Source organism: Streptomyces azureus (assembly GCF_001270025.1).
Lineage (GTDB): Bacteria > Actinomycetota > Actinomycetes > Streptomycetales > Streptomycetaceae > Streptomyces > Streptomyces azureus.
The window spans coordinates 13,094-26,561 of the sequence record NZ_DF968307.1 but is presented as its reverse complement, the minus strand read 5'-3'; the positions used below and the strand labels follow the sequence as shown (position 1 = coordinate 26,561).

General features: G+C 74.2%; 12 protein-coding genes and 1 pseudogene. 4 read left to right on the top strand and 9 right to left on the bottom strand.

The window, feature by feature from the left end:
* Nucleotides 1–166: 166 nt before the first annotated feature.
* The 4 genes from AOQ53_RS21330 (at nucleotide 167) to AOQ53_RS21315 (ending at nucleotide 4,574) form a co-directional block, all read left to right on the top strand.
* A complete protein-coding gene (locus tag AOQ53_RS21330; protein WP_059419586.1) occupies nucleotides 167–1,669 on the top strand; it encodes a family 43 glycosylhydrolase in 1,503 nt (500 codons plus the stop codon).
* A 74-nt stretch (nucleotides 1,670–1,743) separates the two neighbouring features.
* Nucleotides 1,744–3,159, top strand: a complete 1,416-nt coding sequence (locus tag AOQ53_RS21325; protein WP_059419648.1) for a family 43 glycosylhydrolase — start codon at nucleotides 1,744–1,746, stop codon at nucleotides 3,157–3,159.
* Nucleotides 3,160–3,237: 78 nt separating this feature from the next.
* A complete protein-coding gene (locus AOQ53_RS21320; protein ID WP_059419585.1) occupies nucleotides 3,238–4,146 on the top strand; it encodes a polysaccharide pyruvyl transferase family protein in 909 nt (302 codons plus the stop codon).
* A gap of 107 nt (nucleotides 4,147–4,253) precedes the next feature.
* Nucleotides 4,254–4,574 (top strand): DUF3040 domain-containing protein, encoded by a 321-nt coding sequence (locus AOQ53_RS21315; RefSeq protein ID WP_059419583.1) that lies wholly within the window; start codon nucleotides 4,254–4,256, stop codon nucleotides 4,572–4,574.
* Nucleotides 4,575–4,628: 54 nt separating this feature from the next.
* On the opposite strand, the gene AOQ53_RS21310 is transcribed toward AOQ53_RS21315, so the two are convergent.
* The 9 genes and pseudogenes from AOQ53_RS21310 to AOQ53_RS21270 form a co-directional block, all read right to left on the bottom strand.
* Nucleotides 4,629–5,525, bottom strand: a complete 897-nt coding sequence (locus AOQ53_RS21310; protein WP_059419581.1) for a glycosyltransferase family 2 protein — start codon at nucleotides 5,523–5,525, stop codon at nucleotides 4,629–4,631.
* The gene (locus AOQ53_RS21305) at nucleotides 5,522–6,403 is read right to left on the bottom strand and encodes a glycosyltransferase family 2 protein (RefSeq protein WP_059419579.1); all 882 of its coding nucleotides are present in this window, start codon (nucleotides 6,401–6,403) and stop codon (nucleotides 5,522–5,524) included. Before AOQ53_RS21305 ends, AOQ53_RS21310 begins: the two co-directional genes overlap by 4 nt.
* Before the next feature lie 13 nt (nucleotides 6,404–6,416).
* Nucleotides 6,417–7,394: a glycosyltransferase family 9 protein gene (locus tag AOQ53_RS21300; protein WP_059419577.1), complete on the bottom strand. Its 978-nt coding sequence runs from the start codon at nucleotides 7,392–7,394 to the stop codon at nucleotides 6,417–6,419.
* 86 nt (nucleotides 7,395–7,480) lie between these two features.
* On the bottom strand, nucleotides 7,481–8,845 hold the full coding sequence (rfaE2, locus tag AOQ53_RS21295; RefSeq protein WP_059419575.1) for a D-glycero-beta-D-manno-heptose 1-phosphate adenylyltransferase: 1,365 nt from the start codon (nucleotides 8,843–8,845) through the stop codon (nucleotides 7,481–7,483).
* A 1-nt stretch (nucleotide 8,846) separates the two neighbouring features.
* Nucleotides 8,847–9,071 (bottom strand): annotated as a pseudogene (locus tag AOQ53_RS21290) (phosphoheptose isomerase); the annotation flags it as partial.
* 48 nt (nucleotides 9,072–9,119) lie between these two features.
* Nucleotides 9,120–10,112: a glycosyltransferase family 9 protein gene (locus tag AOQ53_RS21285; protein ID WP_059419573.1), complete on the bottom strand. Its 993-nt coding sequence runs from the start codon at nucleotides 10,110–10,112 to the stop codon at nucleotides 9,120–9,122.
* A complete protein-coding gene (locus AOQ53_RS21280; protein ID WP_059419572.1) occupies nucleotides 10,109–10,708 on the bottom strand; it encodes a D-glycero-alpha-D-manno-heptose-1,7-bisphosphate 7-phosphatase in 600 nt (199 codons plus the stop codon). Before AOQ53_RS21280 ends, AOQ53_RS21285 begins: the two co-directional genes overlap by 4 nt.
* Nucleotides 10,705–11,703 (bottom strand): glycosyltransferase, encoded by a 999-nt coding sequence (locus AOQ53_RS21275; protein ID WP_059419570.1) that lies wholly within the window; start codon nucleotides 11,701–11,703, stop codon nucleotides 10,705–10,707. The genes AOQ53_RS21280 and AOQ53_RS21275 overlap by 4 nt, the downstream gene beginning before the upstream one ends.
* Nucleotides 11,700–13,358: a carbamoyltransferase family protein gene (locus AOQ53_RS21270; protein WP_059419568.1), complete on the bottom strand. Its 1,659-nt coding sequence runs from the start codon at nucleotides 13,356–13,358 to the stop codon at nucleotides 11,700–11,702. Before AOQ53_RS21270 ends, AOQ53_RS21275 begins: the two co-directional genes overlap by 4 nt.
* Nucleotides 13,359–13,468 lie beyond the last annotated feature (110 nt).

Sequence of the window (13,468 nt, the reverse complement as noted above, 5' to 3'; positions counted from 1 at the left end):
ACCATGCTAGATGAACATGGTTTTCACGTCGATGACCGCCCCGGCCTGCCTCGCGTGTCACGCCTGCGCAAACCGTTGACGGAGGTAAGAGCCCCACTTATCTTCTGATCGAATTCACGAACTGCGTTCGAAATGACGGACACACACTCGGATAGAGGCGGCTTGGATGCTCCGGACCCTCCCTGCGGCCAAGCGCCGCGGTCCCCTGCTCGTCTGCGTGCTCGCCCTGCTCCTCGCCCTCGCGGGGGCGACGCTGCCGGCCTCCGCGGCGGACGGGCGCCCCTACACCAACCCGCTCAAGTCGGCCAAGGGCGCCGACCCCTGGCTGACGTACCACGATGGCGACTACTACCTGATCACCACGACGTTCACCGGCGTCCTCGCGATGCGGAAGTCGCCGACCCTGGCCGGGCTCGCCACCGCGCCCAGCGTCCAGGTGTGGTCGGACACCACCGCGACCCGCAACACCAACATCTGGGCGCCGGAGATCCACTTCCTGAACGGCCGCTGGTACCTCTACTACTCCGCCGGCCGGAGCGGCGCGGCCTGCTGCGACTCGCAGCGCACCCATGTCCTGGAGAGCGCCGGTTCCGACCCGATGGGTCCCTACACCTACAAGGGGTCGCTGACCGGGTCGAACCTCACGCCGGGCGGCTGGCTGATCGACGCGAGTGTGCTCCAGGCGAACGGGCGGCTGTACCTCGTCGGCAGCGGCTTCGTGAACGGCGGTACGCAGAGCCTGGTCATCGCGCCGATGAGCAATCCGTACACCGTCGCGAGCAGCACCTTCACCGTCGTCTCCAGCCCGACGCTGAGCTGGGAGCGGTCCGGGTCCCCCGTCAACGAAGCGCCCGAGCCGCTCTACCGGAACGGCCGCACCTTCCTCACGTACAGCGCGAGTTCCTGCCAGACGGCCGACTACAAGCTCGGTCTGCTCGAGCTCACCGGCGCCGACCCGCTGAACCCGGCGTCGTGGACGAAGAAGCAGACACCGGTCTTCCAGCGCGACGACGCGGCCGGTGTGTACGGCCCCGGGCACAACGGCTTCTTCACCTCGCCCGACGGCACCGAGAACTGGATCGTCTACCACGCCAACTCCTCGGCGAACGGCGGCTGTGGCAACGCCCGCACCACCCGCGCCCAGAAGTTCACCTGGAACGCCGATGGCACGCCGAACTTCGGCACACCCGTACCCCTCGGCAGCACACGCCCCGGCCCGTCCGGAGAAACGGCCGCGACTCCGACGGCGTACACCCTCGTCAACCGCAACAGCGGCAAGTGCCTGGACGTGGCGGGCGGCAGCAGCGCCGACGGCACGAACGTCTTCCAGTGGAGCTGCACCGGCGGCGCCAACCAGAAATGGAAGGTCGAGGACCTGGGCGACGACACCAGCCGGCTGGTCAACGTGGCCACCGGCAAGGTGCTGGACACCGCCGAGTGCTCCGCCGCCGACGGCGCCGACCTGCGGCAGTGGTCCTGGCTGAACAACAAGTGCCAGCGCTACCGGCTGGTGTTCACGGCGAGCGACGACCACGTCCGGATCGTCAACGAGTCCACCGGCAAGGTCGCCGACGTGGCGGACTGCGGCACGGCGAACGGGGCCGACGTACGGCAGTGGACCTGGCTGAACAACAACTGCCAGCAGTGGAAGCTCGTCCCCACCACCTGACCACCTGATCACTCCCCCTTCTGATCCGGAGAACTCCCTTGAGACGTGAGAGACGCAATGCTCTGCGGCTGCTCCTGGCCGTCCTCGTCGCCCTCGCGACCTGCCTCACGGGCGCGCCCGCGCAGGCCGCCGTGCCCGCCTCCCCCGGCGTCACGTACACCAACCCGATCGCGGAGAAGCGGGCCGACCCGCACATCTTCAAGCACACCGACGGCTACTACTACTTCACCGCGACCGTCCCCGAGTACGACCGCATCGTGCTGCGCCGGGCCACCACCATCCAGGGGCTGAAGTCGGCCCCTGAGACGACCATCTGGACCAAGCACGCCAGTGGCGTGATGGGGGCCCACATCTGGGCGCCGGAGATCCACTTCATCGACGGCAAGTGGTACGTGTACTTCGCGGCGGGCGCCACGAACGACATCTGGGCGATCCGCATGTACGTCCTGGAGGGCACGGGCGCCAACCCGCTCACCGCCGCCTGGACCGAGAAGGGGCAGATCAAGACGCAGTGGGAGAGCTTCTCCCTGGACGCCACCACCTTCGTCGTGAACGGCGTGCGTTACCTGGCCTGGGCACAGCGCGACCCGTCGGTGAACAACAACACCGACGTCTACCTCGCGAGGATGGCCAACCCCTGGACGATCACCGGCACCCCGGTGATGCTGTCGCGGCCCACCTACTCCTGGGAGACCGTCGGCTTCAAGGTCAACGAGGGCCCGGCGGTCATCCAGCGCGGCGGCAAGGTGTTCATGACGTACTCCGCCAGCGCCACCGACAGCAACTACTGCCTGGGCATGCTCACCGCCTCCGCGAGCGCGAACCTGCTCAGCCAGGCGTCCTGGAGCAAGAGCCCCACGCCGGTGTTCGCCAGCAGCGCCGCGACCAGCCAGTACGGCCCGGGGCACAACTCCTTCACCGTCTCCGAGGACGGGAAGAGCGACATCCTCGTCTACCACGACCGCAGCTACAAGGACATCAGCGGCGACCCGCTCAACGACCCCAACCGCCGCACCCGTGTGCAGAAGGTCTACTGGAACGCCGACGGCACCCCGAACTTCGGCATCCCCGTGGCCGACGGAGTCACCCCGCAGCGCTTCTCCTCGTACAACTTCCCGGACCGGTTCATCCGCCACTACGACTACCGGGCCCGGATCGAGGCGAACGTCACCAAGCTCGCCGACTCGCAGTTCCGGGTCGTGCCCGGACTGGCCGGCAGCGGCACCGTCTCGCTGGAGTCGGCCAACCTCCCCGGCTACTACCTGCGGCACAAGAACTTCGAGGTGTGGCTGGAGAGGAACGACGGCAGCGCGCAGTTCGCGTCCGACGCCACCTTCCACCGGCGCGCCGGGCTGGCCGACTCGGCGGGCGTCTCGTACGAGTCGTACAACTACCCGGGGCGATACGTCCGGCACTGGGAGTACCTGCTGAACGTGCAGGCGGTGAGCACGGCGACCGACCGGGCGGACGCCACTTTCTACGCTCAGTGACCCCAGAGGGCTGCCCGTAATGCCCTGATTGTCTTCCCGGTGGGCGGGCACTCAGGGCATGTGCACATACAAGACGGCATGCGACCGCGCAAGGTTCTGCTGACCGGGTGGTTCAGCTTCCGGGACGGGGAGGCGACCGCCGGGGACGTACTGGCCCTGCGCCGGGTCGAGGACGTACTGCTGGGCACGGGCATCCCCTACGACGTCGCCTGGAGCCCCGGCTTCCGTCCCGAGGCACTGCATCTGGACCGGCTGTGGCCGGAGGACTACTCCCACCTGGTGTTCGTGTGCGGCCCGCTGCACGGGCCGCAGATCGAGGAGCTGCACCGGCGATTCGCGCACTGTGTGCGGATCGCCGTCGGCACCTCGGTGATCGACCCCGCCAGCCCGGCCGTGACCGGCTTCCACCGGGTGCTGCCCCGGGACGCGCCGGACAGCGAGCCGGTGGAGGACCTCGCGGCCCGCGCCCCGGACGCGCCCGCCCGGCCGGTCGTCGGGGTGATCCTCACGCACGGGCAGCACGAGTACGGGGAGCTGCGGCGGCACGGGCAGGTCGCCGAGGAGGTGACCCGCTGGCTGGCCCGGAAGGACTGCGGCCGGCTGGAGCTGGAGACGCGGCTCGACACACACGACTGGCATCTCAGTGCCACCCCCGCGCAGCTCCAGTCCGTGCTGGCCCGGCTGGACCTCGTCGTCACCGACCGGCTGCACGGGCTGGTCATCGCGCTGCGGGTCGGCACCCCGGTGCTGGCCGTCGACCCGGTCGAAGGCGGCGCGAAGATGACCGCGCAGGCCCGGGCCTGCGGCTGGCCCGCGCTGGTGCCCGCCGAGCGGCTGGACGTGCGGCAGTTGGACCGCTGGTGGGACTGGTGTCTGACCGGCGGCCGGGTCACCGCCCGGCAGATCCGGGACGGATTCCGTGAAGGCACCGTGCCGGACAGCGCGGACCGGCTCGTCGAGGCGCTGGCACGGCCCGTCCCCGGTTAACGCCGGGGCCTCACGGGGCACCCGCTTTTCCATCCCCGCTGTACGTCCCCCGCCACACGTCCCCCTCGGGACGCAGGACGGTCCGGCCGCCCGGAAGGAGAAAGCGCGTGTCCATCGGCCGACTTCCCGAGAACGAGCAGCGCATCCTCGACGAGATGGAACGCGCGCTGCGCCGCGACCGCCGCCTCGACCGCCGGCTGCGCACCCTGCGCCTGAGCCGCCGCCCCGACCCCGCCCGGCTGCTGGCCCGCCTCGGCTCCTACCGCCCCCGCGTCTGGACCGTGGCGGTCCTGCTCGCGGTGTCGGTCGGGCTGATGGTGGCCGGGATCGTCACCTCCGAGCCGGGGGTGATCTGGGCGTTCGCCGTCGTATGGCCGCCGACGCTGTTCGCCGTGTTCCGGCTGATGTGCCGGTGGTGCGGAGGCTGAGCGTCCGCCGCTGATCCGATCCGGCGACCCGGGCCCGCACGCGCCGGTGCGGGTTCAGCCCGTGTATCGGCGGGCCTTCGAGGCGCGCTGGGCCGGTTCCAGCAGCCGCAGGCGGGACTCGACCTCGTGCGGGAGGACGCGGCGTTCACGCAGGACCCAGGGGAGGGCTGCGGCGGCCTCGGCGAAGGCCCGCAGGGAGGCGGTGTCGCGCGGCACCGTGCGGGCCAGGTCCACGGTCCGGCGCAGGGCTGGGCCGGCCGGACGGCGCAGCCAGGTGAACCACAGGGTGTTGCGGATGCCGTGGGACCGGCGCAGGGTGGCGTCCCGGGCCACGGACGGGTGGTGGTGCACCACCAGGTGGTCGGCGTACGTCAGCCACCAGCCGTCGGCCGCCAGATCAGCGGCGAGCAGCTCCTCCTCGCCGCCCAGCCACAGCCGCGGATGGAAGCCGCCCGCCGCCCGGAAGGCGCCGGTGCGCAGCACGGTCGCGGCGGCCAGGAACGAGCCGAGGGCCGGCCCGGGCAGCCAATCGGGCCCGGGGACGGGCGAGTCGCGCAGCTCCTCGACGATCGGGTCGTCGGTGCCGTCCGGTTCGACGACGATCCGGGCCGTGACCGAGCCCAGCGCCGGATACCGGTCGAGCAGGTCGGCGGCCCCGGTCAGCGATCCCGGTGCCCACCAGGAGTCGTCGTCGCAGAAGGCGACGTAGGGCGTACCGACCTGCCGGATCGCCAGGTTGCGGCCCACGGCGCCGAGGTTGCGGCCGGGCCGCAGCAGCCGGACCCACGGGTGATGGCGGGCGACGGCGTCGGCGGTGCCGTCCGTGGAGCCGTTGTCGGTGACGATCACCGGTGGGTTCTCCGGCAGTTCGGCGAGATGGTCGAGCGTGCGCAGCAGCTCCCGGCGCCGGTTGTGGGTGATGACGACGACGGTCGTACGGCTGTCGGTCATGCGGCGGCTCCCTCCAGCAGGCGCGCGGCCCGCTCGACGTGCGGCGGCAGGGGTTTGCGTGCGCGCAGGGCGGCGGGCAGCCGGGCGAGCGTCCCGCGCAGGGCCTGCCGGGCGTGGTCGTCGTGCCGGGCCTCGGCGGCGAGGGCACCGGTGCGGGCGAGCGCGTAGGGCACGGGGCGGCGCAGCCAGGCGGTGAGGAGTTCGTTGCGGCGCTGGACCACCGGGCGGCCGGTGCGGGGCGAGGGCGCGGGGTGGTGGTGGGCGACGACGTCCGGGCAGTGGGTGACGCCCCAGCCGCGGGCGGCCATGTCGTAGGCGAGGAGGGTCTCCTCACCGCCGAAGAAGAGCAGCCGGTGGAAGCCGCCCGCGTCGAGATAGGCGCTGCGGCGGACGACGGAGGCGCAGGCGAGGAAGCCCAGGACCTGGGTGCCGGGCAGGTCGGCGACCTGCCCGAGGGGCGAGGCGGCGAGCACGTCGTTGAGCGGGTCGGGGTCCGCGTCGGGGCCGACGAGGGTGCGGGCGGCGATGAGGCCGAGCCGCGGATGCTCCTTGAACAGGCGGACTGCCCTGGTCAGGGCGCCGGGCTCCCACCAGGAGTCGTCGTCGCTGAACGCCACGTAGGGGGTGTCCAGGGCACGGGCACCGTGGTTGCGCGCCAGGGCGCCGTGGTTGAACGGCAGCGCCAGGACCTGGACCTGTGGAAAGGCGCGGGCGAGCATGACGCGTGTGTCGTCGGTGGAGGCGTTGTCCGCGACGAGGATCCGGGGTCGTTCGGGAAGGGCGACGAGGTGGCGCAGGGCCTCGGCGAGGGCGGCGCAGCGGTTGCGGGTGGCGATGACGATGCCGACGGGCGTGGCGTCCGGGTACGGGATGGTCATCGTGCGGTGCCCCTCACGGGTGTCGGGTGCCGGGAAGTTCGTCGACGGCGCGCAGGACGTCGTCGGGGGTGATGCGCAGCAGCGCGGGATCGGGGCGGCGGCCGTGCGGGTCGCCCTCCGGGCCGTACCACAGCGCTCGGTGGCGGGGGCTCGGCGGCGGGCCCCAGCGGCTCGGCGCGACCGGGCCGAAGAGAGTGACGGAGCCTGTGGCGTGGGCGACCGCGAGGTGGGCGATGCCGGTGTCGCCGCTGATCACGGCGTACGCGTCCGCTACGAGCGCGGACAGCCGGCCGAACGGGAGGCCGCCGCCGAACACGTCGGTGTCGGGCAGGCCGGCCTGCTTGGCGAGCCGGGCCACGAGGTCGCCCTCGTCGGCGCCGCCGGTCACGACGACCCGCAGGCCCCGGGCGCGCAGCTCGTCCGCGACGGCCGCGTACCGCTCGACGGGCCAGCAGCGGGCGGGCGACCCGGCGCCGGGATGCAGCACGACCGCGCCGGGTACCGGGGAGGCGGTGTGCGGGCGGGGCAGGCGCAGGTCGCCCGGGTCGGCGTCGATGCCGTACGCCTGGAGCAGCCGGCACCAGCGGTCGCGTTCGTGTTCCTCCGCGTACCAGGGCGGGCCGTCGATCTCGGGCGTGTCCGGGTGGGCGAAGGCGAGCAGCTTCAGCGGGCGCAGCTCCGTCAGCAGGCGGTGGCTGGGCGGCCCGTTGCCGTGCAGGTCGACGGCGACGTCCGGCGGCGGACCGCTCCAGTCGAGCGAGCGCGGCACGCCCCGCCCCGGCGCGGAGGCGGGCAGCAGCCGGTCCACGGCCCCCGTCGCCTCGGCGACCGGCGCCAGCTCGGCGGGCGCGGCCAGGACGAGTTCGTGCCGGGGGTAGGCCCGCCGCAGGGCGCGCAGCGCGGGGACCCCGGCGAGGAGGTCGCCGAGGCCCAGGGCGCGCAGGACGAGGAGGCGGGAGGGCGTCGGTTCAGGTGCCGTGTCCGGTGTCATGTCAGCAGACTGCCGTGTGCCCTCTGCGTCTGCCCCCGCAGCCGCGCTCATCGGGTGCCCTCCTGGTACCTGCCTCGCACCGCCGGTCATCGTGCTCCTTCCGCCGCCCGTGCCATGAGGGCCGTCGAGGAGCGGCCGTCGAGGTAGGGCAGGAGGACCGCCTGGCCGCCCCACTCCTGGAGGAGGGCGGCTTCCGGCAGGTCGGCGGCCGCGTAGTCGCCGCCCTTGACCCAGACGTCGGGGCGCAGGTCGCCCAGGAGCCGCTCGGGGGTGTCCTCGTCGAAGACGGCGACCGCGTCGACGCAGGCCAGGGCGCGCAGGACCCGGGCCCGGTCGGCGAGCGGGTTGACCGGGCGGCCACCGCCCTTGCGGCGCCGTACCGACTCGTCCGAGTTGACGCACACCACGAGGCAGTCGCCGAGCCGCCGGGCGGCCTGGAGCAGGCCGACGTGTCCGGCGTGCAGCAGGTCGAAGCAGCCGCCGGCGGCGACGACCGTGCCGTGGGCGGCACGGACCCGGGCGGCCAGGGCGTACGGGTCGTCACCGTCGGGCGGCGGTGCCGGTCCGGCGTCCGCGCTCGGTACCGCGGCCGCGCCGCCCGCGGCGACGAACCCGGTCGCGGCGGCGACGGCGCCCTCGACGGCTTCGGCGACCAGGACACCGTCGGCGAGCAGCCCGGCGGCCGTCGCGGCGAACCGGTCGCCGGCACCGCAGCTGTCGCCGGGATGGGTGGCGGGCGCGGGGACGAGCAGCGGGTGCTCACCGTAGGACAGCAGCGCGCCGCGGGCGCCGAGGGTGACCGCGACGGCGGCGGCCCGCCAGTGCCGTACGAGGGTGGCGGCGCTGTGGGCGGCGGCGTGCAGGTCCCGGCGCGCGGTGCCGTCCTGCGGGGCGAGGCCGTGGGCCTCCTTCTCGGCCGGCGTCACCAGCCGGGTGCCGGGCACGGGCGGACCGCCGCGCGGGTGCGGGTCCCAGACCAGTGGCGGGCGGGCGGCGAGGACGTCGCGGAGGGCGTCGGCGGTGCCGCGGCCGTAGTCGGAGACCAGGACGGCGGGTGCGGAGCGGACGGCTTCGCGGGCGGCGTCGGTGGCCTCGCGGGTGCGGCCCGCGCCGCGGTCCAGACGGACCACCGGGCGGTCCTGCGCGAGGACGCGGGTCTTCTCGGACAGGGGGCCGGTCAGGGGCAGCGGGACGAGGGTGAGCCAGGGCTCCAGGAGGCGGCGCAGTGCGCGGCTGGCCGGGTCGTCGCCCACTCCCGCCACCAGCGTGACCTCGCGGCCGTCGCGGGCCGCGAGGTAGGCGGCGAGCGCCGCGCCGCCGGGCCTGGTCCGCTCCCCGCAGTCGTCGACGACCGGCACGGGCGCGTCGGGCGCGAGCCGTTCGGCGCGACCGGTCACGTCCCGGTCCAGCAACGCGTCACCGACGACGACGAGCGGTGCCTTGCCGTTCATGTCACCTCCTGCCGTCGCCGTCACGCCGTGTGCCGCGTTCCACCGCCGCGTCGAACGCCGCGCACACCATGTGCACCGCCACCAGGTGGAGTTCCTGGACGGTGGCCCCGGTCGGCGCCTCGACGCACAGGGACTCGTCGCTGCCCGCCATCAGCGGGTTGGGCGCGGGTCCGGTGAGGGCCCACACCCGCACGCCGGCCGCGCGGGCGGCGTCCGCGGCGGGCAAGCACGAAGGCGGTGGTCCACGACCCGTGCACGTGCCAGAGCAGGATCCTCATGCCGCCTCCCCCATCAGCTTCTCGACGGCGTTCACCACGTCGTGCGCGGTGACGGTGTCCAGGCAGGGATGGCCCGGCACGGGGCAGTCCCGCGCCCTGCTGCCGGCGCACGGGGCGTCCTGGTCGCCGAGCAGCACGTACGGGACGCCGTACGGCCGCCAGCGCTCGGCGGGGACGACCGGCGCGAACAGGGACACGACCGAGGTGCCGACGGCGGCGGCGAGGTGGGCGGGTCCGGTGTTGCCGGTGACGACGGCGCCGGCGCCCGCGAGGACGCCGGCCAGTTCCGCGGCCCCGGTGCGGCCGCCGAGGTCGAGGGCGTGCGAGCCGGCGACGTACGCGGTCAGGTCTCTCTCCCCCGAACCGCCGGTGACCACCACACGGTGCCCGGCGGCGGCCAGGTCGCGCACCGCCTCGGCGCAGCGCCCGGGGCTCCAGGCGCGGGCGGGGACGCTGGCGCCGGGGTGCAGGACGACGTACGGCTCCGGGCCGGTGAGCCCGGCGGTGTCGGGCGGCGGGAGCACCCGGGGCCGGCCGTCGTCGGCCGGCGGGAACCCGGCGGCCTCGGCGAGGTCGAGCGCGGCCTCGACCTCGTGGGCGTGCGGGGCGCGGTGGTGGCGTACGTCGAGGAGGGAGCCGGGGTAGTCCTCGCTGTCGGCGGCGATGAAGTCCACGCCGGCCAGGCGCAGCAGCAGGGCGGTCGGCAGGGGCGACTGGTGGAAGGAGGTGAGGACGAGGGCGGTGTCGGCGTCGATGGTGTCGAGGAGCAGTTCGACCTCGCCGCGGCCGACGGGCGGGGGCGTGAAGCCCACCCAGGGGGCGTCCCACACGAGGATGTCGTCCACGCCGGGCAGCAGCCGGGCGGCGGGCGCGCCGCGCGGTCCGCACAGCAGGGTGACGGAGTCGGCGCGGGCGGCGACCGCGCGGATCGCGGGTCCGGCGAGCAGGACGTCGCCGAAGCTGTCGAGACGGGTGACGAGTGCCTTCACTCGTCCCTCCCCCGCCCCGGGCCGGTCGTGTAGGCCTCCTGGATCGGGCGTTCGTCGGCGAGGACGCGGCCCTTGGGGGGTCCGTCCAGTACGGCGCGGACGGCGGTCAGCAGGTCCGGGGCGACGTGGTCCGCGCCCGTGGTCTCCTCGGGCCGGGTCTGCTCGGTGGGGACGAGGATGCCGTGGGCGCCGGCGCGGCGGGCGGCCTCCACGTCGGCGCCGATGTCGCCGATGACGACGAGGTCGGCGGGGTTGGTGCAGATCCGCCCGGCCGCCCACAGCACCATGCCGGGCTGGGGTTTGCGGCAGTGGCAGCCGTCGTCGGGGCCGTGCGGGCAGACGGCGAACACGTCGAAGGGGCCGAGGAGTTCGTCGACGCGGTGGTTGACGCGGCGGACGTCGGCGTCGGTGAGCAGCCCGCGCGCGACACCGGACTGGTTGGTGACGACGCCGGTGCGGATGCCGCGTTCGCGCAGCAGGGCGAGCGCCTCGCGGGCGCCGTCGACGGGGCGTACGCGGTCGGGGTCGGCGTTGTAGGGGACGTCGTGGACGAGGGTGCCGTCGCGGTCGAACAGCACGGCCTTGACCGGGCTCATCGTGCCACCTCCCGCCAGGCCGGGGCACGGCGGTGGCGCAGGGCGCCGGTCAGCCGGTGCCAGGTCGCGGCGGGCGGGATGAGCACGCTGGTCGCCAGCATGGTCGTCACCTCCTGGCGGGTGCGCGGGCCGGGGGCGATGCGGGCGCGGGCGAACTCCGCCGTGCCGGTCGCCCAGCCGAGCGCGCAGGCCGCGGCGGCCCGGCCGTGTCCGGTGGCGGCGAGGGCGCACGCGGCGACGCCCGCGGTGGTGATCGCCGCGTGCTTGCGGATCCGGCCGCGCGGCGCGACCGCCTTGTCCCACCAGTCGGGTCCGTGCAGATGCCGCATGAGGGCGTCGTCGGCGTTGCCGCGCTGCTGGCGCACGGACACCCAGCGGGAGGCGGGGCGCACGGGGTGGCGGGTGGCGCGGCGGCCCTGCCGGATGCGCCAGCCCGCGTCGAGGAGGCGCAGCGCGAGGTCGGCGTCCTCGCGGAAGGCGCGCCGGAAGCGTTCGTCGAAGCCGCCGACCTGCTTGAGCGCCTCGGTGCGGTAGGCCATGTCGGCGGTGATCCAGTGGGCGCGGGCGAGTCCGGCGGTGCCGCGTTCCCAGTCGGTGGGGCGGCGTTCGCCGGGCAGCGGGACGGCGATGACGCCCTGGACGCCCGCGATGTCGGGTGACGCCTCGGCGAGGTCCTCGGCCAGTTGGCCGGCCCAGTGGGGCCCGACCTGGACGTCGTCGTCGAGGAACACGGTCCACGGCGCGGTCACGGCCCGCAGCCCGGTGTTGCGGGCGGCGGCGGGCCCGCGTCCGCCGCCGGAGAGCACGGTGGTGCGCTCCCGCAGGTCGCCGAGGACGCTCAGCGGGTGCTCCAGCGTTCCGGGTTCGGGGTCGGGCCGGTCGTCGACGAGGACGATCTGCTCGGGGCGCGGCCCGGTCGCGGCGGCGAGCGCGGCGAGACAGTCGGCGAGGGTGTCCCGTACGAGGGTGGGGATGACGACGGCGTAGGAGGTCATGCCGCTGCCCTCCCCGCGTCGAACATCCGCCCCCGACGGACCGCGTACGGGCCGATGGCCAGCAGGTCGACGGGCGCGGAGCCGAAGCACTCCAGGGCGTCGCGCGGGTCGTCGACCATGGGCCGCCCGGCGGTGTTGAGGCTGGTGTTGACCACCACGGGCAGTCCGGTGCGCCGCTCGAAGGCCCGCAGCGTCCGCGCCACCAGTGGTTCTCGCCGTTCCTCGACGGTCTGGATGCGGGCGGTGCCGTCGACGTGCACGACGGCCGGGATGCGGCCCCGCCACTCCTGGGCGACGTCGTGCACGAACAGCATGTAGGGGCTGGGCAGCGGACCGCCGGAGAACAGGTCGGCGGCGCGGTCGGCGAGCACCATCGGGGCGACGGGCCGGAACTCCTCGCGGCCCTTGACGTGGTTGAGGCGCTCCAGGTTCTCGGCGCGGCCCGGGTGGGCCAGCAGGGAGCGGTGCCCGAGGGCGCGCGGCCCGTACTCGCTGCGGCCCTGGAACCAGGCGACGACACCGTCCCGCGCCAGCACCTCGGCCACGGTCTCGGCGATGTCGTCGGGCCTCTCGTAGGGGATCGCCGCCGTGTCGAGCCAGGCGCGCAGTGCGTCGTCGCTCCAGCCACGGCCGAGGTCGGCGCTGGGCATGGGGTCGGGCTGTTCGGTCTCCGTCGCAGCGAGGTGCAGCGCCCCGCCGAGCGCGGTGCCGGCGTCCCCGGCTGCGGGCTGCACCCACACGTCCCGGTACGGGCCCTTGGCCGCGATCTGCGAGTTGGCGACGCAGTTGAGGGCGACGCCCCCGGCCATCGTGAGTGCCTCGCCCCCGGCCTCGCGGTGCAGCCAGTGCACCAGCTCCAGCAGGACCTCCTCCAGGACGGCCTGGGTGCTCGCGGCGAGGTCGGCGTGGTCCTGGTTCCAGGGCTCGCCCTTGGCGCGGGGCGGGGCGAAGGACGACCAGTCGACGCCGTGGGCGCGGAAGCCGCCGTGGCCGGTGGGGTGGACGTTCTGCCGCAGCTGCGGCAGGAAGCGCGGGGTGCCGTGGGAGGCGAGGGCCATCACCTTGTACTCGTCGCTGCTGCGCAGGAACCCGAGGTGCTCGGTCAGCTCCTCGTAGACCAGGCCGAGGGAGTCGGGCAGCGCCTGCGAGGCGAGGGTGTCGAGCTTGCCGTCGCGGTAGCGGCCGGCCAGGTGGGAGGCGGCCTCGCCGCGGCCGTCCAGGACGAGGACGGCGCTGTCGGGGTGCGGGGAGGCGGGCCCGGCGGAGGCGGCGTGCGCGATGTGGTGGGGGACGAAGACGACCCGCTCGGGGTCGAGGCCGGGCAGGGCCTCGGCGAGGAACTCGGGGGCGCGGCGCGCGTACTCCAGGCGCAGCGGGTCCCAGGGGTCGTTCAGGCCCATGTCGCGGGCGGGCCGGGCGAGCTTCGGGTCGAAGGAGTACGTGACGGCGTCCAGGTCGCCGGGCCGTATGCCCGCCTGCTCCAGGCACCAGCGGGCGGACAGCTCGGGCAGCTCCCACGCGGAGAACGGCAGCGGGCGCTTGCCGTGCTTGCGCCGGCTGAAGCGCTCCTCCTCGGCGGCCGCCACCGTGTGGCCGTCGACGACGAGTGCTGCGGCCGGATCGTGGAACAGGGCGTTGATACCAAGGATGCGCATGTGCTCCGTCCCGAGCTGTGTGGCGTACTCCGGCGTCTCGGCGGGTGCCGCAAGTGCGGTTGCCTCAAACACTTGGAGGCAACTCACTGCCCAAAAGGAACATTTTTCAC